The organism is Kribbella sp. NPDC058245 (assembly GCF_042882005.1).
Lineage (GTDB): Bacteria > Actinomycetota > Actinomycetes > Propionibacteriales > Kribbellaceae > Kribbella.
The window spans coordinates 112,835-133,740 of the sequence record NZ_JBHVWY010000008.1 but is presented as its reverse complement, the minus strand read 5'-3'; the positions used below and the strand labels follow the sequence as shown (position 1 = coordinate 133,740).

Sequence of the window (20,906 nt, the reverse complement as noted above, 5' to 3'; positions counted from 1 at the left end):
GGTGAACCGTGGGGGGTCAAGCAGTCCTGCCGACAGGTACGACGAGTTGATGGTGCGACGTGCTGCGCTGGAGCAGGAGGTGCGTCGGCGGTTGGCACGCCACGGCGAGGAGATGCTGAGGCAGTTGCCGCTGACGAACGAGTCGTTCGGGGCCCGGGCGGACGGCATCCGGCTGACGGCGGATGGCTCGCTGCAGGCGATGCTGACGTTGCGGGGGGCCCACGGCGTGGAGTCGACCGTGACGCTTCGTGCCGAGCCGGGTGGACAGGTCGAGGAGTACGCTCGTGCGGAACGCGAGCCGGACGTGGTGGCGCCGATCCAGACGCGCGACGAGTCCGACGAGCGGCTCGGCATCGTGACCGCGCTCGCGCGCAAACACCTGCCGATCGGTGCCGCGGAAGATTTTCTCGCCATGCTGCGTCCGGCCCTTCGGCTGGTTCGCGCGGGCGAGGGTGAGCCGGCTGTGGCGCAGCTTGGTGGACTGCCCACGCTTCCGGTGAATTCCTGGCCGGTGTGGGAAGGACATGGCCCGCTCGGCCACGTACTGAGTTTCGATTGCGCACCGATCGCGGCGATGCTGCCCGAGCTGGGGCTGCCGGCCGACGGCCGGTTGGCCTTCTTCTACTTCGATGACAGGTACGACGACGCCGAGAGCACGGTCGGATCCTGGGACCCCGCGAGTCGCCCCGGGTTCCGGGTGCTTCATCTGCACCCGGAACTGAGCACCCGAGCCAACATCACCGACGCCGCGACCCCAGTGCCACCTGGTCTTACCCCGTTTCCGGTAGTCGCTCTCGCGGCGGTACGAACGGTGACCTGGCCGTCGCATGAGACGCCGATGGCAGCGGCGGTCTGGAACAGGCATGGACTGGCAGGTCCACGGCCCGGCGTTGCCGCACCACCCGTGGAGGCTCTGTACGACGATCTGTGGAAACTGCCGGGCGGCGGTTACAACACGCACCAGATCGGAGGCCATCCCTGCCCTCAGCAAGGTCCAGTCGAGATGGAAGTCGAACAGCTGCGGCGCGGCCTCGTCGGCGAACCGTTCGACTGGAACGATCCCAGCGTCCAGTCCGCCGCGTCCGGCTGGCAACTGTTGCTGCAGGTGGCCTCGGAGGACGACGCCGACATGATGTGGGGCGATGTCGGTCAGCTGTACTACCTCGTGCAGGACGCTCAACAGCCACACGACGCTCTGTTCACCTGGCAGTGCGGATGAAACCGCGCGCCAGGCGTCACGCTAGACCCGGTACGTGCTGCACCGCCGTGTGGCGCTCACACGGAAAGCGGCCTGAGGTGGAGGCGGCGCTGGTTAGCTGACGGTTGCTCGGGCTTTGTTGAAGGTCTTGGTCGGGTCGCCCGGAACGTACTGCCACGGATGAGTGGTGATCTGGTCGCCGAGGCGGGAGAAGACGGCTGCGGCGGCGGGGTGGTCGGCGGCTTGGGCGAAGGCCATAGCGAAGGTGTTGAAGTAGAGGGGCCAGCCGGGGCGGAGGTCGGCGGCTGGGTGCAGCACGGAGCGTTCGGCGGCGGCTCGGAGCTCCGCCTGGACGTCGGGCTGGGTCATGTAGAGGCGGGCGGCGGGGCCTTCGCGGTCGAGCATCACTTCTAGGTGGGCCAGCGGGATGAGGGCGTGCAGCATGTTGCCGTCCGGCGCTGCTGCGGCTGCGGAGCGGGCCAGGTGGAACATGCGGTCGTGGCTGCCGGACCATTTTTGGCAGTTGGTCTGTAGCCACTCCGCGTGTGCCTTGAGGTTCGTGGCGTGTCTTGAGGTCGCTTGGTGGAAACGGAACTCACCGTCTTCGAGGCCGAGTTCCAGACCGCGAGCGGTCCGAACGAGGAAGGCCCAGGCCGCGATCTCGTCCGGGTTCGCCGCGACCACGTCGTACAGGCTGCTCTCGGCGAGGCGGAGCCGTTCGAAGAAGAGCCGGAACTGCTCGGCCTGGGTGTACTTCGCGCGGTAGCCGCCGCGCGCCTCCCAGGCCCACGCGGTGGCATGGCAGCCGCGAACCAATTGCGCCAGCGGGTCAGTCGCAGCAATCGTGCCGATCCAGTCCTGGACGTCGGGAACGGATCCGCAGGCCTCGAGCAGGAAGCAGCGGTCGTCCGGGTGCTCGGTGCCATGCAGGATCTGGCGAGCGGTGGGCCAGTCGCGGTGGGCCAACGCGTCGCAGAACGACCTGGCCAGCGGATCGCCCATGCACGGATCGATCGCGGGCAGCGCCGCCGCCCGGCGTCGTCTCAGCTTCACTTCTTGCTCCTGAGTTGTCTGATGAAGGTGACCACCGCGATGGCGATACCGATCGGGACAGCGCGGACAAGCATCGATCCGATCTCGTCCGGTGTGATGGTCAGTACGACGCCGAGGATGACGAGCACCAGGAACGGAACCCAGACGACCGGCTGGTCGAGCCAGTACCGGAAGGTGTCGATCCGGCGGACCTTGACGTGCGGGATCTGGTCCTTCGGCCGCTCTGGCATGCGGATGTGCAGCGCGGGAGGGATCGCCGCGTCGAGCAGCGCGACCGCTTGCGGACCGTGGTGCCACAGCGTCGGCTCGACCTGCACCTGGTAGCCGTCGTGCCGGATCAGCTGCCGTCCGCCGTCCGGATAGCTGACCATGCCCGCGACCTCGTCGTACGCCGCGGACGTGCGCCCGTCGGCCGTCTCCCGGTGCACGCGGGTGGTGCCAACGGTCAGCGCGCCCTTGGACGTCGGGTCGGTCGGCCGGAACCGGCGTCCGTCCGACGGCTTGGCCGCATCCGGTGGACTGCCCAGCCACGTCAGTTGCGGATCGCCGGCACCTTCCGGATCGACCGACACGAGCAGATCGCGCCACACCGACAGTGCGACGTCGCGCACCTGAGCCTCGGTCACCGCGTCCGTCTCGGCTGCCAATTCCTCGACACTGTTCGTCACCGGTGTCCCGAGCAGCGCGTCCCGAGCAGCCATGAAGGGGAGCCACTGGTGGGCGGGCTGCGTGCCGAACTGGCGGATCTGGGCATCGAGGTCGTCTCGCAGCTCGACCGGATCAGGCCCGCGGTCACGCAGCCTCCGCAGTACGGCGATCGACTCGCTGACCGCGGATCGCAGCGCCTCCGGGATCACATCCATCCCGACGGTCAGCATCGCACGGTCGGCGTCGACCAGCTCGTACGACGACCAGGCGCTGTACCCGACTCCCGAGCCGTGCCGGAGGCCGCCCTGCAGGCCTCGTTCGAAGGCTCGCCGCATCGCTCCGGCCGCTGACGACCGGGCGGCCGTCCCGGACAGGGCGATCGCAGCGGGCCGGCCCGCGAAGCCACCGGGCAGCGGCTGCTCGCACTGGACAGCGCGAGCGGGAGTCATCCGAGGACCCGAGCGCAGCGGCAGTTCGAGCCCGGCGGGCGGTGGACCCGACAGGGCGAGCACCGCGTTGCCCTGGGCAAACGCACGGGCTGCGAGGTCACGCAGCCCGTCCGGCTCGGCGGTGTAGAGGCCGAACTCGTCGTACTCGGCGAGGCCCGCTCCGCGTGCGCCGTACCGCCAGAGCAGATGACTGCCGACCTGGCTGCCACCGCGCCGGGAGCTCTCGGCCCGCAGGACGCGGCGCTCGTGGTCGAGTTCGGAGAAGTCCGGCTCGCTCAGCCAACGGCAGAGGTCGCGCAGGTGCGCGACCACGTCGTCAGGCTCGCCCTCGACGTCGAACGCGGTGTGCAGCAGACTGACTTGGCCGTTGACCGGTGTCCGGATCGAGTGCCGCCCATGCAGGGCAAGGTGTTCCAGCAGGTGCAGCCAGCCGCGGGTGGGGAGCGGCTCGTCCGCCATCCCGGCCCTGAACCACAGGTTGGCCCGGAATGTGTCGGGACCAGGCAACCAGTAGACCGGTACGCCGTCGACCTCTGTCGTGCGCAGCCTCTCGCCGCTCATCTGTCCGAATCCCCCAGTGCTCGTGAAATACCGGCCAATAGTGCCGGATGTCGAGAGCTCACGGCAGAGACTTTCGCCGAGTTGCAGCTTTTGACATCCGGGTTGATGAGCCATAGCCACGCAGCACAGTGGAGTGCAGATTTTCTGAACCGGCCGCGGCTATCGGCTCACCTACCTGCTCCTTCGACAGGCGAACCGACCGGCGGGGGCGACCCGGCCACTGCTGCGGACAGGAGGGATTGGGCTGACCACTTCATCACCGCGACCGCCTCGTCGTGCGGTAGTTTCGCGACGTCGAGCAGCCAGCTGAGGGCCTCGATCCCGGTGGCGCTGCGAATCGCGATCGCCAACTGGTGAACGGATTCCGGCGACAGCTCCTCACGAAGGGGAGCCAGCGCCTCCTCGAACCAGGCGATCGCTCTGCCCTGCCGTAGCGGGAGCGCCGCGCGCTCGGCGGGGTCGGCCTCGAGGGAGAGTCGAAGCATCGTGCGTTGCTGCTGCTCGGTTTCGAGGATAAGGGCCGTGAAGGCGTCGATCGCGGTCGCGAGGCGTTCGCTCACATCGGCGGGCGCGTCCTGCGGCAGCAAGCTGGTGGCTGTGGTCTCGGGGTGGGCTGCGGACAGCAAAGCGCGCTGGTTCGGGAAGTAGCGGTACGCGGTCGGGCGGGAGATCTCAGCCGCCGCGGCCGCTTGCTCGACGGTCGGCGTCAGCCCGGACGCGACCAATTCACGAGCGGCCGCCACCAGGGCGTCCCTCGTGCGTTGCTTCTGCCGGCTGCGGCCGCCGAGCTCGTAGGGCATTGACACGATGAAAATGATACCGCACTCTCATGGTGAGACCTAAGTCTCACAAGAGTGGAAGGTGGGGATCATGAGCGGACTCGAAGCAATCGTCCGGAACGCCGGGGAAGGTGAGCTGCACTGGTTCTTCGGCGGTGGAGTGCATCGCTGGCTGGCCACGACCGAGCAGACCGGCGGGAGCTATCTGCTGTTCGAGGACGCGATGGAGCGCGGCAAGGTGACCCCGCTGCACCTCCATCCCGAGGTCGAGGAGTCGATGATCGTGCTGGAGGGTGAGCTCCTGATGCACCTGGACGGCGTCGAGCGCCGGGTCGGCGAGGGCGGGATGGTGATGGTGCCGCGCGGCATGCCGCACGCGTTCCTGGTCACCTCCGAGAAGGCGAGGATCCTCTGCCTACTCACGCCAGGGATCGGGCAGGACTTCTACCTCGGCGCCAGTGAGCCGTACGTCGAAGGCGCGGCCCACGAGGTCGACTTCGCCAAGATCGCGCAGTCGGGCCGCGACAACGGCGGCATCGAGATCCTCGGCCCTCCCCCGTTCGCCCACCTGGCCGCCGCGCCGCACTGAGGTCCCGGACTAGCTGCGAGTAGCGGTCGGGTCCGCGTCGTGGCCGACTACACAGCCGCCCACTACGAAGACGTCCGGCAGGCCCGCTTCACGTCCGGCCAGCTGCCCAGGCGAGAAGCGGCGAGCCGCTGATCGCGGGCCGCCGCTGCTCGATGTGGCTAGGCGAGAATTCGGCCGGCCGATTCTGCGAGCTTGGCCAGTACCGACGACACGGTGTGGTTGGTCAGTTGGCCGTTCTGCTTCACGATGTTGCCTGCGACCAGGACAGTGTCGACCGCGCGGGTGTCGGCGGCCAGGACGACTGATGCCACTGGGTCGTTGGCCGGAGACATGCCCAGGAGGTCGGTGCGGAGCAGGACGATGTCGGCCGGGCGGCCGACGCCGAGGGTGCCGACGTCCAGGCCGGTGACGCGACCGCCGTCGACGGTGGCGGCCCGGAGGGCGTCGTGGGTGGTGAAGCCGGAGGTCAAGCGCTCCAGGACGTAGGCAGCGCGCATGAGGCTGAACATGTCACCGGGGCCTGAGACGACCGTGTCTGCACCCAGGCCGGTCGGAATCTTGGCTGCCTGGGCGCGACCAAGGATCGGGGCGCCGAAGCCCAGTGCGACCTCGACCACGGGAGATGCCGCGATCGTGCCGCGGAGTGCTGCTTTGGCTGGTGGCTGTCGCGCTACCCCTCCCCAAACCGGTTTGGGGAGAGTTAGCCCGGCCCGGAACGAGATCTGGGGAGGATTCGCCCCCCGAATCGGTCCCATATCCTCCCCACACCGGCTGGACGCCGACCCGAATCCTCCCCACACCGGTTCCGGGGCCGCTTACGTCCGAAGACACGCCGTACCAGGCCTGCAGGTCCTTCGGACGTCAGCTCGGCGGCAGGCCGGTTGACACCAACCCTGACCCCACTGGTAGTCACCGACCGAGCACTCGCCTGGTTGTCCTGAATGCGTCAACTGTCCGGTTCTGGACGGCACATGCGCAGGCCTGTTGCCGGTATGCGCAGGATCGCGGGGCGCCTCGTGGACGCGACGGTGCCGGGCCGTGTTCTTTGGCATGGAGGACTCAGATCTTCCTTCGTCGCCGGGAGGCCGTCATGCCGGGCAAGTCCACTTTGTCTTATCGATGTCGTGTTGTGGGAGCCGGTGCTTTGCGGCGCGGGACCCTTTTGCCGAAGGTGGCGATGGGCTGTGTGCTCGCTCTCCTCGGAGGTTTCCTGGTCGGCGTCGCAGCGATGCCGGCTGCTTCCGCGGCGGTGCTGGATGAAGCGTCGACGGTGCTGGACGAGGTCAAGGCGCGCGGTGTCGCCGCCAAGACGGGGCGTCAGGTCGAGGTCGACACGCTGACCACCGAGACGGGGCAGGTGTTGGCCAATCCGGACGGTTCGTTCACCCGGCACGAGTCGGCGTTGCCGGTCCGGGTACGGCGGTCGTCCGGGTGGGTGCCGGTGGACATGACGTTGCGGGCCGGAACGGACGGAACGGTCGCGCCTGTCGCGGGCCCGCTCGATCTGGCGTTCTCCGGGGGCGGCGAGACGCCTCTGGTGCGGCTTCGCCGGAACGGCCGTGAGCTGGCTGTCGGCTGGCCGGACAAACTGCCCCAGCCGGTGCTGTCCGGCGACACCGCGACCTACCGGGAGGTCTTCCCGGGGGTCGACCTCGTGCTGACCGCCTCGACTGCCGGTCTGTCGCAGATCCTGGTGGTCAAGAACGCGGCAGCCGCGGCGAACCCGGCGCTCGGATCGCTGCCGTATCGCCTTACCACCAAGGGTTTGGTGGTTCATGCCACGGCAGCGGGTCTGACCGCGACGGACCCGGCCGGCGAAGTCGTGTTCAGTGGGCCCGCGCCCTACATGTGGGATTCGTCCGGTCGCGGATCCGCCGTACAGCCTGGTGGCCGGGTCACGGCGGTCGGCGCCCGGGTCGCCGGGGATCAGCTGTCACTCGTGCCGGATCGGGCGTTGCTGACCGCCAAGACCACCCGGTTCCCGGTCTACATCGACCCGTCGTGGTCCGGCGTCAAGCAGGCCTGGACCCAGGTGTGGAGCAACTACCCGACCACGTCGTTCTACAACGGTGCGAACCTCGGTACGTCGGAGAAGGTCGCGCGGGTGGGTTACGACGGCACGGATCAGAAGAAGACGCGCTCGTTCTTCCAGTTCGACACCAGCGGCGTGAAGTACAAGCACATCCTCAAGGCCACGCTGCAGACCTTTTCGAACTGGTCGTGGTCGTGCACGGTGCGCGAGGTGCAAGTGTGGGCGACCAACCCGATCTCCTCGGCGACGACCTGGAAGAACCAGCCGACCTGGGCGTACCAGATGGAGAAGAAGAGCTTCGCGAAGGGCTTCTCGTCGTCGAGTTGTCCGGCCGGCGGGGTGGAGTTCAACGTGACCAGCCAGATCACGAACGCCGCGGCCAACGGCTGGTCCAACGTCACGCAGGGACTTCGGGCGTCGACGGTGGCGGAGAGCAAGAGCGACTCGTACTCGTGGCGGAAGTTCGCCAACAACCCGAGCGTCACCATCGACTACAACACGATTCCCGACAGCCCGGCGAATCTCACCACCGAAGGCTCGGCGTCGTGTGTGACGGGTCCCGATCGGCTGGTCGTGTCCACGGTGACGCCGACGCTTCGAGCGACTCTCCACGACGTGGACAACTCGGTCCAGGCGCACTTCGAGTGGTGGACGGCCGATGGTACGGCCCCTGCCGGGGAGTACGTCTCACCAGTCGTCGCGGGTGCGACGCCGACGGTCGTGGCGACCTCTGTTCCGTCGGGTGCCTTCAGCAACGGTGTGGTCGGCAAGTGGCGGGTGCGCGCTGAGGACGGCATCGACGTCAGCGCATGGAGTCCGTGGTGTGAGTTCGCCGTGGATGACGCGGCGCCTGAGGCACCTACGGCGGTGTCGTCGGGGTTCCCGGACAACGGGTCCGGCGACGCGGTGATGGGGACGAGCCTGCCGGTCACGTTCGGCGCGAACGGCGAGTCCGACGTGGTCAGGTACGAGTACACCTTGAACGGGACTTCGACGGCGCTGGACCTGACCGCGACGCCGTCGCAGGCGGGTGGCGAGGCCTCAATTTCGGTACTGCCGGATCGGTATGTGAACTGGCTGCACGTCCGCTCGGTCGATGCCGGAGGCAACAGATCCGCGGTGGTGACGGCGGTGTTCTACGCCGGCGCCGCGCCCGGACCGGTCGCGGACTGGGGGCTCGACGAGACCGGTGACGGCACCGTGGCGGTCGACTCGGCGCCGGGCAAGCACAGCGCCACTCTGGCCGGCGGCACGTCCTGGGGCGACGGCCGGCAAGGCGGTGCCCTGACGCTCAACGGCACAACGGGGTACGCTGCGACGACCGCATCGGTGGTCAACACACAGAACTCCTTCTCCGTTTCGAGCTGGGTGCGACTGACCGACCTCTCGCACAACGCGACGGTGGCCACCCAGGTCGGGAGCCAGGCCGGCGCCTTCACGTTGTCCTACTCGAGCTCCGCCAAGCGGTGGATCTTCAGCCGGACCTCGGCCGACGTCGCCTCGCCGACGTACAGCAAGGCAATCTCCACCACGGTGCCCGCGGCGGACGGCAGATGGGCGCACCTGACCGGCGTGTACGACGCGCCGAACGCCCAGATCCGGCTTTACGTCAACGGCGTTCTCGAGGCCTCGACGGCGTACACGACGCCGTGGAATGCGACCGGTTCGTTCCAGATCGGGCGGTCGAAGGTCAACGGCACGTACGGCGAGTACTGGCCGGGTGATCTGGACCAGCTGCAGGTGCACAACCGGGTGTTGCTGCCAGGCGAGATCCAGCAGGTGGCCCGGCGCGACGGTCAGTGGCTGATGGACGAGAGCTCCGGTACGACGGCCGGCGACGCCGCCGGGGCGCATCCGGCGACCTGGTCGGCCAGCGGCGCATCACGCGTGGCCGGCAAGAGCGGCAACGCGGTGCAGCTGAACGGCACCACCGGTGTGCTGACGGCGACGGGGCCGGCGGTCCGCACCGACGGCAGCTTCACGGTGTCGGCCTGGGTGAAGCCGTCCGCGGTCGGCAAGAACGAAGTAGTGATCAGTCAGGACGGCTCGCAGGTGAGCGGTTTCCGCCTGGGATACGTCTGGGACGACATGTACGGCGGTTACCGCTGGTCGGTGGCGATGCCGGTCGCGGACTCGGCGTTGGCGGAGGTGCACACGGCGGTCGGCCCGTTCGACGCCCCAGTAGCCGGTGAGTGGACGCACGTCGCGGCGGTGTACGACGCGAAGGACCAGACGTTGCGGCTGTACGTGGGCGGCCAGTTCGTGGCCGAGACGTATCACCGCAGTGCATGGCACGCGGCCGGGGCGTCACGCTTCGGAGCGGGCTGGACGTCGGCGGCCGGTCTGCGTGACTTCTTCACCGGCGCCATAGACGACGTACAGATGTATTCCGGTGTGCTCACGGATCAGCAGATCGCCGACTTGTACTTGCCCTCCCAGCTGTGACCCGCCCGCTCGTGGACACAGTTCCGCCCCGTTCGATGAGAGGAGTGGCGCCATGCTGGTGCCGTTCACCGGAATAGTCACGGCCGTCGCGCTCGCTGCCGGCAGCCTGGTCGCAGTGCAGCCCGCGCAGGCCGATGTCGGTACGTCGGACGCGTGGCGGCCTGCGGCGCAGAAGGAGTTCTCGGTGCCTGGGCACGACTACGCGCCGAAGTCGCGTCTGGCGGACCCGAAGGCCGCGTCCGTGCTGCGTCAACCTCCACAGGTGAGTCGACCGGAGCCGGGTGTGGCGGAGGTGTCGCTCCCTGCCGACGGCACCACTGCGCAAGCCGGCCGGTTGCCGGTTCGGGTCGGCGCCGTGCGGAGCCAGGGCGCCGCATCGGCGCGTGTGAGCCAGGTACGCGTTCAGGTTCACGACTCTTCGGCTGCCGCCAAGGTGGGAGCCTCGGGGATGCTGTTCACCGTCGGCCGCACCGATCCGGTGGCAAGCCAGGTGGCGAGCAGTGGCCAGGTGAAGGTCGAGGTGGACTACTCGGCGTTCCGTTCGGCGTACGGCGGTGACTGGGCAAGCCGGCTGCGGCTCGTGCGGCTGCCGGCGTGTGCGCTGACCACACCGGACAAGGCCGGGTGTTCGGACGGGCAGGTGCTGAAGTCCAGTGCCACCGGCAACAATCGGATCGCTACCGAGATCGCCGCGTCGAGTCAGGACACGGTGCTGGCGTTGTCGTCGGCACCGGCGGGCAGCGCGGGTAGCTACAAACCGACCGCGTTGTCGGCGTCGGCCTCGTGGAACGCGGGCGGCTCGTCGGGTGCGTTCACCTGGGGTTACCCGATGGACAGCCCGGACGGTCTCGGCGGCCCGGAGCCCGACCTGAAGTTGGGCTATTCGTCGGGTGACATCGACGGCCGGGTCGCATCGACGAACAACCAGTCCTCGTGGGTCGGTGAGGGCTGGGGTATGGACGAAGGATTCGTCGAGCGGCGGTACACGTCGTGCGCCGACGAGGTGAAGACGACGCCGAAGCCGCAGGACCTCTGCTGGGAGACCGACAACGCCTACCTGGTGCTGGGCGGGACCGCGTCCGAACTGGTTCACGATGACGCCACCGGTACCTGGAAACTGCGGGACGACGACGGTTCCCGGCTGGAGCGGCTGACCGGCGCAGTGAACGGCGACAACGACGGCGAGCACTGGCGGCTGACATCTCGCGACGGCACGCAGTACTACTTCGGGCTGAACCGGCTGCCGGGATGGGCCGCGGGCAACGAAGAGACCGGTTCGGTCTGGACGGCGCCGGTGTTCGGCAACGACACGGGCGAGCCGTGTCACGGCGCGTCGCTCGCGGCGTCGTACTGCACGCAGGGCTGGCGCTGGAACCTGGACTACGTCGTCGACCGCAACGGCAACGCGATGTCGTACTTCTACGGCAGCGAGACGAACTACTACGGCCGCAACCTGACCGCGACCGCCGGCACCCAGTACGTGCGCGGCGGCTACCTGAAGCGGGTCGACTACGGCCAGCGGTCCACGTCGATGTACTCGGCACCGGCTCCGATGCGGGTGTCGTTCGCGGTGGACGAGCGCTGCGCGGCGGGTGCGACCTGCGGCACCGGCGACATCACGTCGGCCACCGCCGCGAACTGGCCGGACGTGCCGTACGACCAGAACTGCTCGGCAGGTGCGAAGTGCACGGGGTTGTATTCGCCGACGTTCTGGACGCGCAAGCGGCTCGCGTCGGTGACGACCCAGCTGTGGGTGTCCGGGACGACGTACCGGGATGCGACCTCGTGGGCGTTGGGCTATGCGTTCCGTGACCCTGGTGACGGAACCTCGCCGGCGTTGTGGCTGGCGTCGATCACCGCGACCGGCAAGGTCGGTGGGACCGCGTCGCTTCCATCGGTATCGTTCCAAGGCGTGCAACTGGCCAACCGGGTGGACGCCGCGGAAGGCATCCCGCCGATGTACAAGTGGCGGTTGACCGACGTGTACGACGAAGCTGGCGGCCACCTCCACGTGAACTACTCGGCGGCGGAATGTACGGCGGGTTCGTTGCCGGCTCCCGATCAGAACACCAAGCGGTGTTTCCCGCAGTACTGGCAGGCCGAAGCGTCGGACACGCTGACGCAGGACTGGTTCCACAAGTACGTGCCGGTCACGGTGCTGGAAGACGACCAGTCCGGTGTGGCTGGGATCGAACGCACGGACTACGAGTACGTCGGCGGCGGTGCGTGGCACTACGACGACAACGAGCTGACCCCGTTGAAGTACCGCACGTGGGGACAGTGGCGCGGCTACGGCCAGGTCCGGCAGCTCCACGGCAACCCCGGCGAGACCCGCTCGCAGGAGGAGACCCTGTACCTGCGCGGCATGGACGGCGACAAGCTCCCGAACGGCGGCACCCGCTCGGTGACCGTCACCGACTCGCTCGGCGGCACGATCACCGACCAGCCCGCACTGGCCGGGTTCGAACGCGAGTCCCTCACCTACACCGAGGCAGGCGGCAGCGTACTGGAGGGTGCGATCACCGACCCGATCATCTCCGCCCCCACCGCCACCCAGGTCACCCGCAACGGCACACTCAAGGCCTATATGGTCAACGAGGCCGCCGAACGGTCCCGCGAGGCGCTGTCGAGCGGTGGATGGCGCAACACCGAGACCCGCAGCACCTACGACTCCTACGGACTCGAGGTCGAGGAGAACGACCTCGGCGACACCGCCAAGACCGGCGACGAGCAATGCACCCGCACCACGTACGCCTACAACACCGCGTCGTGGCTGATCGATTTCGAGGCCCGCGAACAGACCGTGTCCGTGCCCTGCACCGCGACACCGTCGTACCCGGCCGACTCGGTCTCGGACGACCTGACCTTCTACGACGGGTCCACCACTGTGGGGGCAGCGCCGACCAAGGGCGACGAGACCCTCACCAAGGAACTCGCCTCCTACTCGGGAACCACACCGGTCTATACCCAGGAGGGACGCACGGTCTACGACTCCTACGGCCGACCGGTCGAGACCTACGACCAGCTCGACCGCAAGACGTCGGCCGTCTACTCGCCGGCCAGCGGCGCGGCCGTCAGCACCATCACCGTGACCAACCCGGCCGGCTTCGTGACCACGACGACCGTCGAGCCCGCCTTCGGTGAGTCGCTCGCCGAGGTCGACCAGAACGGGCGCCGTACGGACACAACGCGGGACCCGCTCGGCCGGATCACCGCGGTGTGGCTGCCGGACCGGTCCAAGACGGGCGGTAAGACGCCGAACATCAAGTACTCCTACCTGATCCGCCAGGACGCGCCGTCGGTGATCACCACCGAAGAGGTCCGCGACGACGGCACGTACGAGGCCAGCTACGACCTCTTCGACGGGCAGTTGCGCGAACGGCAGACCCAGGACCCCGCGGCCGACGGCGGCCGAGTCGTCACCGATACGTTCTACGACGCACGCGGGCTGAAGGCGAAGTCCACCGGGATGTACTGGAACAGCGGCGCCCCCGGTACGACGTTGCTGACCGGAGTGAGCGACACCGCCGTACCAGGCCAGGACGTGAACGTGTACGACGGCGCCGAACGCCGAACGGCGGAGATCTTCCGCTCGCACGGGTTCGAGAAGTGGCGCACCACGACGACGTACGGCGGCGACCGCGTCAGCGTCGACCCGCCGGACGGCGACACGGCCACCACATCCGTCACCGATGCCGACGACGCGGTCGTCGAGCTGCGCCAGTACACCGGCGGCTCGCCGACCGGTGCCTACGACGCGACCACCTACACCTACAACAACCGTGGCGATGTGATCGCCACGACCGACCCGGCCGGCAACACCTGGAACACCATGTACGACCTGCGCGGCCGGGTCTCCCAACGCGAAGACCCCGACACCGGCACGAGCAAGTTCACCTACGACAACGCCGGTCAGCTGCTCACCAGCACCGACGCGCGCGGCACCACCCTCGCTTACAGCTATGACGCGCTGGGCCGCCGTACCGGCATGTACGACGGATCCACCTCCGGCACCAAACGTGCCCAGTGGACCTACGACACCCTGACCTCGGGCACGATCGTCAAGGGCAGGCTCGCGTCCTCGACCCGCTTCGTGAACGGCAACGCCTACACCACGTCGGTCGATGCGTACGACGCCCGCTATCGGCCGCTGACCAGCACGGTCACGATTCCCACGTCCGAGGGCGCGTTGGCCGGGTCGTACAAGATCAACACCGGCTACACCGCCACTGGGCTGCCGTCGCTTGTGTCCTATCCGGCAGCGGGTGGGCTCGCGGCGGAGACACTGCGGTACGGCTACGACGCGGCAGACCGGTTGCAGACCGCGAGCAGTGGTCTCGGCACGATGCTCACTGCGGCGACCTACACGCCGTACGACGAAGTCTCCCAGTCGACGCTGTCCGCCGCGGCCGGCAAGCAGCTCGTCCACACCGCGTTCTACGACGACGCAACCCGGAGCCTGGACCGCGTCCTGGTGGACCGCTCCACTGCCCCCGAACACCTGGCGGACGTGAAGTACACCTACGACCCGACCGGCAACATCACCAAGATCGCCGACACACCCCAAGACGGTGTCAGTGATGTCCAGTGCTTCAGCTACGACTACCTGCGCCGGCTCACCGAGGCCTGGACACCGGCTGCAGACTGCACCACCCAACCCAGCGCGGGCGCGCTGGCCGGAGCGGCGCCGTACTGGCAGGGCTGGACCTACGACAAGACCGGCAACCGGCTCAGCGAGACCAACCACGATCCGGCCACCGGCGCTGCCACCACGTCCAACTACACCTACCCGGCCGCCGGAGGAACCCGGCCGCACGCGCTGACCAGCGTCGCCACCGGCACCCGGAACGACAGCTTCACCTACGACGCCGTGGGCAACACCACCGCCCGCACCGTCGCAGGGAAGGCCCAGACCCTGACCTGGGATGCCGAAGGCAATCTGGCCACCCTCACCGAGAGCGGCAAGACCACCAGCTACCTGTACGACGCCGACGGTGACCGGCTCATCGCCCGCGACACCGACGGCACCACCCTCTACCTGGACAACACCGAGGTCCACCTCAGCCCCACCAACGTCGTGACAGCGACCCGCTACTACGACCTCGGCACGACCAGCGGCGTACGCGACGAGTCGGGTCTCACCTTCACCGTCGCCGACCACAACGGCACCAACACGCTGTCGGTCAACGCCGCCAGCCTCGACGACGAGCAGCGCCGCTTCACTCCGTTCGGCGTGACCCGCGGCGCCGCGGCGGCGACCTGGCCGGACGAGCACGGTTACGTCGACGGCGTCGACGATCCCACCGGGCTCACCCATCTCGGGTCCCGCGAGTACGACTCCGCCCGCGGCCGCTTCATCTCCACCGACCCGGTCGCCGACTTCGACAACCCGCAACAGCTCAACGGGTACGCGTACGCCGACAACACCCCGATCACGGCCAGCGACGCCGACGGCGAATGGCGCGTGCTGCCCGGCGGCCACTACTGCGACGGCTGCAGCGCCCCGAAGAAGGCCAAGAAGCACAAGAAGGCCACCAAGAAGGCCTCGAAGTACTACTGCGACAGCTGCGACTATCAGCGCTACCTGGCCAAGAAGAAGAAGGAGAAGATCGCGGCGGCGAAGAAGGCCGCCCAGAAGGCCGCCGCGAAGAAGGCGCGGGAGAAGGCGGCCAAGCTCAAGGACAAGAAGGCCAAGAAGGCCGCCAAGAAGCCCAAGAAGAAGGAACAGCGCAAGCGGCCGAAGAAGGGGAAGAACGCGGTCCTCGGCGGTGAGGACTACACGGCGTTCAAGGTCGCCGGCGCCGGACTCGCGATCTGCCGCTTCATCAGAGGCACCCCGGCCAACACCTGCGCCGTCCTCGGCACGACGATCGCCAAGGGGAACAGCGGTGGCGGCGGGTGGAGCTACGTCAAGTGGTACGTCTACTCCCGTGGCGCCTGGACCCTCTACCGGGCCGGCGAGATCTGGGTGAAGGGCGGCATCACGCCGAGAGGGCAGCTCGGCAAGGTCAGGGGCGAGTTCAAGGCCGACAGGCAAGCCACCCGCCGGGGCGTCGGCTTGTACTTCCTCTACGAGATGCTCGGCGGCGACACCCGCTCCCCACATCGCAACGACAAACCCAAGCAGAAGACGAAATGCGTGGTCTCGTGGAAGGTCTGGGGCCACAACGTCTTCAGCATCTGCTGAACATCTGCACGCGTTCCGCGGCGGCATCGTCGTGGTCGGAGGAGATCCTCTTCGGCCGCGGCGGTGCCGCCGTGTTCGTCGGTGCGGGGACTTAAGACGCGGTAAGGATGCGGCGGTGGGGGTTGTAGGACCTAGGGGAACTGAGGATTCTTCGAAAGAATCCTTCAGAGGAGACACATCAAGCTGTTATAAGTGACCGCCCCCGGCTCTTCGCCCCCGAACAAGGTGAGGCACCCATGTCAACCGCGCCCCCGGTTTCGCCCTATTCGATCGACTCTTGGACGACGGACGACGTCCGGCCACCGGAACGTGTCGAGTACTGGATGAGCGTCCTCAGCGCGGCAACCCGTTACCGGGTGGATCCGGCCTGTTCGCCGGGGACGTTCCGGGGCCGGGTGCTGCGCATCGGCACGGCCGCCTACACGCTCGGCCGGGCGTCGGCCGACTGTGCGCAGGGACATCGAACCGCCGCGATGGCGTCCGCGGATCCGCACGACAGCCGCACGCTGATGTGGACGATCCGCGGTGAATTGCTGGTCAGCCAAGCTGGTCAGGAGTTGCGCGTCGGCCCAGGTGGGGCATTCCTGGCGCCGTCGAATTCGCCGTTCGAAGCGAAGCTCGACCACGCCGACATCGCGCTGCTGACGATTCCCGCGGCGGAGATCGACAACCGCCTGCGCTCCGCAGCGCTCCGGTCGGCACCCCGGATCATCGACATCAACCGCGGCTTGGGCCGGGTCCTGGCGGGCATGCTGGGTGAGCTGTTCGCCCAGCGGGCGCACTTGTCAGCAGCCGAATTCGATGCGGTCTGCGATCGGCTGGTCGACCTCCTGTGCATGCTCGCCGTCGGCGACGACCGGCCGGACTTCGAGGGTGGCCTCGTCGAGGTCCAAGCGATGGTCAGACGCTACGTGCGCGAGCACGCCACCGATCCGGGACTGACCGGCGCCACGATGGCAGGTGCCCTGGGCTGGTCGCTGCGGCAGGTTCAGCTGGCCTTGCAGCAGGCTGGTACGACGCCCCGGGAACTGATCCGCGAAGAACGACTCGCGCTGGTCCACGAACGCCTGCGCAGCCCCGTTCACATCGTCATCGGCGACCTGGCCCAAAGCTGCGGTTTCTCCTCCAACAGCGTGCTGAGCGCCGCATTCCGTCAGCGCTACGGCATGAGCCCGCGGGACTTCAGAGCGCACTATCTACTAAGGCAAGTAGCAGAAGGTGCGGTCAGGGCCGGAGTCCGGCGATGAGGATGTCTGCCAGGCGGCGGGCACCTTGGGTCCAGTTTCTGACCTGCGGGAGTTGCTGAGCCAGGAGCGCGCAGCCAACGACACGCCTGCGCTGAGCTTGCCTAGATCTACTCCCCTAGGTCTTGCGCAATCCATCCCGGCGTATCCAGACGCAGGGGCTCTGCGCCGACCAGCGCCGACAGGTGCGTCTCGAGTTCGGTGAGCCGGTCCGCGCCGATCTGGCGTCCCCAGCGGTCGCGCAGCTCGTCGAAGATCGCCTCGGCTTCAGCGAGAAGGCCGAAACCCTCCGGCGTCACATGAAGCCGTTTGCGGCGGGCATCCGAAGGATCCACGTCGCGGGCTACGTAGCCACGCTCCTGCAGTACGGCGATAGTCTTGGCCGCCGCCTGCTTCGAGACGGCCATCCGACGGCCGAGCTCGGAGGCGTTGTCGGCACCAGCCGCAATCGCACGGATGGCGAAATCATGAACGGGGCGGACATCCGCGTGCCCCCGGGCAGCCAGTTCAGCGTGTGCCGCATCCACCAGCGAGCGAAAACCTCCGAGCAACAGAAGTGCGAGATCGGCACCGGAGCGAGACATGACCTCAGGCTACGGTGCCGAGCTAGACAACGACAACCTGGTTGTCTACTGTCAATGGACAACCAGATTGTCTAATGAGGAGCAGTCATGGCCGAGATCGCAGCACCGCCTGAGATCACCCACCGGTACGTCGATGTCAACGGAACCCGGCTCCACTACGTCGAGGCCGGAAGTACCGGGTCGCCGATCCTGCTGGTGCACGGCTTCCCGGAGACCTGGTGGGCGTTCCGCAAGCTCATCCCCCTGCTGGCGGCGAGCCACCGCGTCTACGCGGTGGACCTGCGCGGCTTCGGCGACTCGAGCAACGAGACCGGCCCCTACGACAGCGCGACCTCCGCCGAGGACCTGCATCAACTCGTCGAACACCTCGACGTCGGCCCGGTGCACCTCGCAGGCCAGGACATCAGCGGGATGGTCGTCTTTCGGCTGGCCGCCACCCACCCGGACGACGTCCGCAGCTTCATCCCGATCGAGACGGGACTGCCCGGATTCGGCATGGAACGACTGGCCGACGTCACCCGCGGGGGCGCCTGGTACATCGGCATGCTCACCACCCCAGGCATCCCCGAGATGCTCCTGACCGGTCGCGAGCACGAATTCCTGACCCCGTTCGGCGGCCCGCCCATGACTGTGACCCCCGGAGCGATCATCGAATCAGACCTCACCGAGTACGTCCGGACCTACTCCCGGCCCGGCGGATTCCGTGGCGCCACCGGCCTCTACCGGTCAATGCTGCAAGACGGCGACGACATCACCGCCATCGCCGCCGCGAACCCGCTCAAGATGCCGGTACTCGCCATCGGCGCCGGAGGCGGCGACTTCACCAGGAGCACCTTCACCCAGGTCACGGCCGGCGCGATTCGCTCCGTCTCCCTCAAGGGCGTCGGCCACTACGCAGCCCAAGAAGCCCCGCGCGAACTGGCCACCGCCGTCCTCGACTTCCTCCGCGACGTCGACAAGAACTAGCGGACCCCTCGGCGTACTGCTCGATCGCCGAGGGGTCCTCTGGGTGGCTCAGCCCTTGAAGCGGCGGCAGGGGTCGCCGACCCAGACCGTCTTACCGCGGTCGACGGTGACCTCGCGAGTGCCGAGGACCTTACCGGCCTTGGTGTAGCAGCTCAGCTTCCAGCTCTCCTTGACACCGGTGTACGACGCGGGCGTCGGCGGCGCGAACTCGACCGAGCCGGTCCAGTCGGCCGTCTCGCCGCCGTCGAAGTTCTCCACCCGGACCGTGTACTGGCCGGGTACCGGGTCGAGCAGGACAGCGACCTCCGGGTCGGCCAGCGACGCCGCCTGCGCGATCTGCTTGCCGTCCGGCCCGTAGACGTAGACGTCCCAGTCGACGTCCGGCTTGTTCCAGCCGATCTTGATCGAGGCCTTGCCGTTGTCGGCCTCCGGCGGCGCCTTGATCGTGAACGTCGCAGTCTCGGCCTGGCCCTTGACCGGAATCCCGTCCGGGTTGGTCAACGTGACCGACGGCTGGGTCGGTGCGACCGGGTCGCGGCCCCAACGGCCGGCGACGTACGGGCGGGTGGACGGGTTGACCGACCACTTGAACGGGCCGCGGCCGGTGGTCAGCGTCGACTCGAGCTTGTCGGCGTAGATGATCGGATCCTTCGCCGTACCGTCCGGCTGGATGACCGGCGAGGTCGGGGTCTGGAAGGTCTTCGCGATCTTCAGCGTGCGGCCGGGTGCGGTCGCGCCGAGGAGGGTCGAGTGCAGCTTGGCGTTGCCGGTGGCCTCGCTCATCGTCAGCAGGGCCTCGCGGTTACCGCCCGCGCCAGGTGCCGGCGCCGGAGCCTGGCCGAGGTAGTGCGCGATGACCCCTTCGGCGTACGGCGGATGGAAGGACGAGCCGATCTCGAAGGTGAACCCGAATCCGCCGGTTGCCCAGTAGCTCCAGTCCTCGGTCGAACCGGTGGTGTCGTACAGCTGGAAGCTCGGCTGGTTGGTGTAGCCGTTGTCGACCGCCAGCGATGCTCCTAGAGCCTTGTACGCCGGCTCGTCCGGGGGTGCACCCACGGCCATGACGCCCGGCGGACGCAGGACCAGGTTCCCGAAGGTGTGCAGAGTGATCAGTCCGGTCACCTGACGATGGGAGACGACCCAGCGGACGTTCTGCACCTCGGGCAGGATGGACGGCTCGTCACCGCGGTAGGTCTCACTGCGGTAGTTGGTGCTGGCGCCCGGTCCACCCCAGAAGCCCGGATAGTTCCGGTTGGGGTCGGTACCACGCTGCACGCCCTGCGGGTTGTTGCCACAGTCGCCGCCGAGCTCCTCGGGCAGCGTCTTGGCCGTCACCTCACACGACTTACGCTTCATCTCGTAATCGAACTTGCTGAAGTCACCCTTGGGCGCGGCCTCGCGTGAGGTGTTGTAGCCGTCGACGTTGACGATCGGTACGACGATGGTGCGCGTCGTCTGCACGATCGACGTGATCCGCTTGTTCTTGCCGTAGTTCTTGGTGAGATCGAAGGCGTACTCGATCGCGGTCTCCGCCGACGGCCACTCGCGCGCGTGGTGCGCGCCCATCAGGAAGAAGACGGGCTTGCCGTCGGTGACGTTCTGCGGGTTGGTGGTGATCTCGATACCCCGGACCGTGCGGCCCTCGCTGGTCTTGTAGGGCAGCGTGATCGGCTTGACCAGCTTCGGGTACTTCTTCGCCAGTAGCGTCAGATCCGCCTCGTAGTCGGCCAGCCGACGGTACGTGTCTCGCCCGCTGGGCAGCGGCGAGACAGCGGTCTTGGCCGCATACGCGGCGTCCTTGGCGCGGTCGAGACGGTTCTGCTCCTCGACATCAGCGACCTTGACTGTCCATTGGTAGCCGGCGGACTTCAGCAGGTTCCGCTCGCGGGCGTCCCCGGCGAACACCGTGACGGAATCGGCGTCGGCCTGCTCGGTGACGTCGAAACCGAGCTTGAGCAGCTTCTCCTTATCGGCGCGGGTCGGCGTGCTCACGTCGAGCAGCTGTGACCTGTTGTCCGGCGGCGGATCAGCCTGGGCCGGGGCGGGCAGCCCCTGTAACCCAGCGACGACCGCTGCGACGGCGACCGCGCAACCCACCACGGCAGTGCCGCGGCGCATGGTCCAGTTCATTTCGGGCGTACCCCCACTCTGTCGCACCGCGGGCGGCGGGC

Annotated in this window: 12 protein-coding genes; 6 read left to right on the top strand and 6 right to left on the bottom strand. The window is 68.0% G+C overall.

Annotation, left to right across the window (positions count from 1 at the left end; translation table 11 throughout):
- Positions 1-49: 49 nt before the first annotated feature.
- A complete protein-coding gene (locus ACFVWG_RS20320) occupies positions 50-1,219 on the top strand; it encodes a YwqG family protein (protein WP_391544881.1) in 1,170 nt (389 codons plus the stop codon).
- Positions 1,220-1,312: 93 nt separating this feature from the next.
- Here the strand turns inward: ACFVWG_RS20320 and ACFVWG_RS20315 are convergent, their stop codons facing one another.
- From ACFVWG_RS20315 to ACFVWG_RS20305, 3 genes are all read right to left on the bottom strand, one after another.
- Positions 1,313-2,251: a hypothetical protein gene (locus ACFVWG_RS20315; protein WP_391544880.1), complete on the bottom strand. Its 939-nt coding sequence runs from the start codon at positions 2,249-2,251 to the stop codon at positions 1,313-1,315.
- Positions 2,248-3,909, bottom strand: a complete 1,662-nt coding sequence (locus tag ACFVWG_RS20310) for a hypothetical protein (protein ID WP_391544879.1) — start codon at positions 3,907-3,909, stop codon at positions 2,248-2,250. Before ACFVWG_RS20310 ends, ACFVWG_RS20315 begins: the two co-directional genes overlap by 4 nt.
- A 167-nt stretch (positions 3,910-4,076) precedes the next feature.
- Complete coding sequence (locus ACFVWG_RS20305; RefSeq protein WP_391545093.1) at positions 4,077-4,709, bottom strand: TetR/AcrR family transcriptional regulator; 633 nt, start codon at positions 4,707-4,709, stop codon at positions 4,077-4,079.
- A gap of 70 nt (positions 4,710-4,779) precedes the next feature.
- Here ACFVWG_RS20305 and ACFVWG_RS20300 point away from each other — a divergent pair, with 70 nt between their 5' ends.
- Positions 4,780-5,277 (top strand): cupin domain-containing protein, encoded by a 498-nt coding sequence (locus tag ACFVWG_RS20300; protein WP_391544878.1) that lies wholly within the window; start codon positions 4,780-4,782, stop codon positions 5,275-5,277.
- 158 nt (positions 5,278-5,435) lie between these two features.
- On the opposite strand, the gene ACFVWG_RS20295 is transcribed toward ACFVWG_RS20300, so the two are convergent.
- On the bottom strand, positions 5,436-5,894 hold the full coding sequence (locus ACFVWG_RS20295; protein WP_391544877.1) for an amidohydrolase family protein: 459 nt from the start codon (positions 5,892-5,894) through the stop codon (positions 5,436-5,438).
- 569 nt (positions 5,895-6,463) lie between these two features.
- Here ACFVWG_RS20295 and ACFVWG_RS20290 point away from each other — a divergent pair.
- From ACFVWG_RS20290 to ACFVWG_RS20280, 3 genes are all read left to right on the top strand, one after another.
- On the top strand, positions 6,464-9,754 hold the full coding sequence (locus tag ACFVWG_RS20290; protein WP_391544876.1) for a LamG-like jellyroll fold domain-containing protein: 3,291 nt from the start codon (positions 6,464-6,466) through the stop codon (positions 9,752-9,754).
- Between the two features lie 52 nt (positions 9,755-9,806).
- Entirely contained in the window at positions 9,807-15,941 is a 6,135-nt protein-coding gene (locus ACFVWG_RS20285) for an RHS repeat-associated core domain-containing protein (RefSeq protein ID WP_391544875.1), read from the top strand.
- A 236-nt stretch (positions 15,942-16,177) separates the two neighbouring features.
- Complete coding sequence (locus ACFVWG_RS20280; RefSeq protein ID WP_391544874.1) at positions 16,178-17,188, top strand: AraC family transcriptional regulator; 1,011 nt, start codon at positions 16,178-16,180, stop codon at positions 17,186-17,188.
- A 107-nt stretch (positions 17,189-17,295) separates the two neighbouring features.
- Here the strand turns inward: ACFVWG_RS20280 and ACFVWG_RS20275 are convergent, their stop codons facing one another.
- A complete protein-coding gene (locus ACFVWG_RS20275) occupies positions 17,296-17,769 on the bottom strand; it encodes a MarR family winged helix-turn-helix transcriptional regulator (protein WP_391544873.1) in 474 nt (157 codons plus the stop codon).
- An 87-nt stretch (positions 17,770-17,856) separates the two neighbouring features.
- On the opposite strand from ACFVWG_RS20275, the gene ACFVWG_RS20270 reads away from it, so the two are divergent.
- The gene (locus ACFVWG_RS20270; RefSeq protein WP_391544872.1) at positions 17,857-18,735 is read left to right on the top strand and encodes an alpha/beta fold hydrolase; all 879 of its coding nucleotides are present in this window, start codon (positions 17,857-17,859) and stop codon (positions 18,733-18,735) included.
- A gap of 48 nt (positions 18,736-18,783) precedes the next feature.
- Here ACFVWG_RS20270 and ACFVWG_RS20265 read toward each other — a convergent pair whose 3' ends face one another.
- Positions 18,784-20,865, bottom strand: a complete 2,082-nt coding sequence (locus ACFVWG_RS20265) for a M14 family zinc carboxypeptidase (protein WP_391544871.1) — start codon at positions 20,863-20,865, stop codon at positions 18,784-18,786.
- Between the last annotated feature and the right edge of the window lie 41 nt (positions 20,866-20,906).

Coding starts and splice junctions, on each gene's coding strand:
- ACFVWG_RS20320 (WP_391544881.1), top strand. CDS start 50: ATGGTGCGACGTGCTGCGCTGGAGCAGGAGGTGCGTCGGCGGTTGGCA.
- ACFVWG_RS20310 (WP_391544879.1), bottom strand. CDS start 3,909: ATGAGCGGCGAGAGGCTGCGCACGACAGAGGTCGACGGCGTACCGGTC.
- ACFVWG_RS20305 (WP_391545093.1), bottom strand. CDS start 4,709: ATGCCCTACGAGCTCGGCGGCCGCAGCCGGCAGAAGCAACGCACGAGG.
- ACFVWG_RS20300 (WP_391544878.1), top strand. CDS start 4,780: ATGAGCGGACTCGAAGCAATCGTCCGGAACGCCGGGGAAGGTGAGCTG.
- ACFVWG_RS20285 (WP_391544875.1), top strand. CDS start 9,807: ATGCTGGTGCCGTTCACCGGAATAGTCACGGCCGTCGCGCTCGCTGCC.
- ACFVWG_RS20280 (WP_391544874.1), top strand. CDS start 16,178: ATGTCAACCGCGCCCCCGGTTTCGCCCTATTCGATCGACTCTTGGACG.
- ACFVWG_RS20275 (WP_391544873.1), bottom strand. CDS start 17,769: ATGTCTCGCTCCGGTGCCGATCTCGCACTTCTGTTGCTCGGAGGTTTT.
- ACFVWG_RS20270 (WP_391544872.1), top strand. CDS start 17,857: ATGGCCGAGATCGCAGCACCGCCTGAGATCACCCACCGGTACGTCGAT.
- ACFVWG_RS20265 (WP_391544871.1), bottom strand. CDS start 20,865: ATGAACTGGACCATGCGCCGCGGCACTGCCGTGGTGGGTTGCGCGGTC.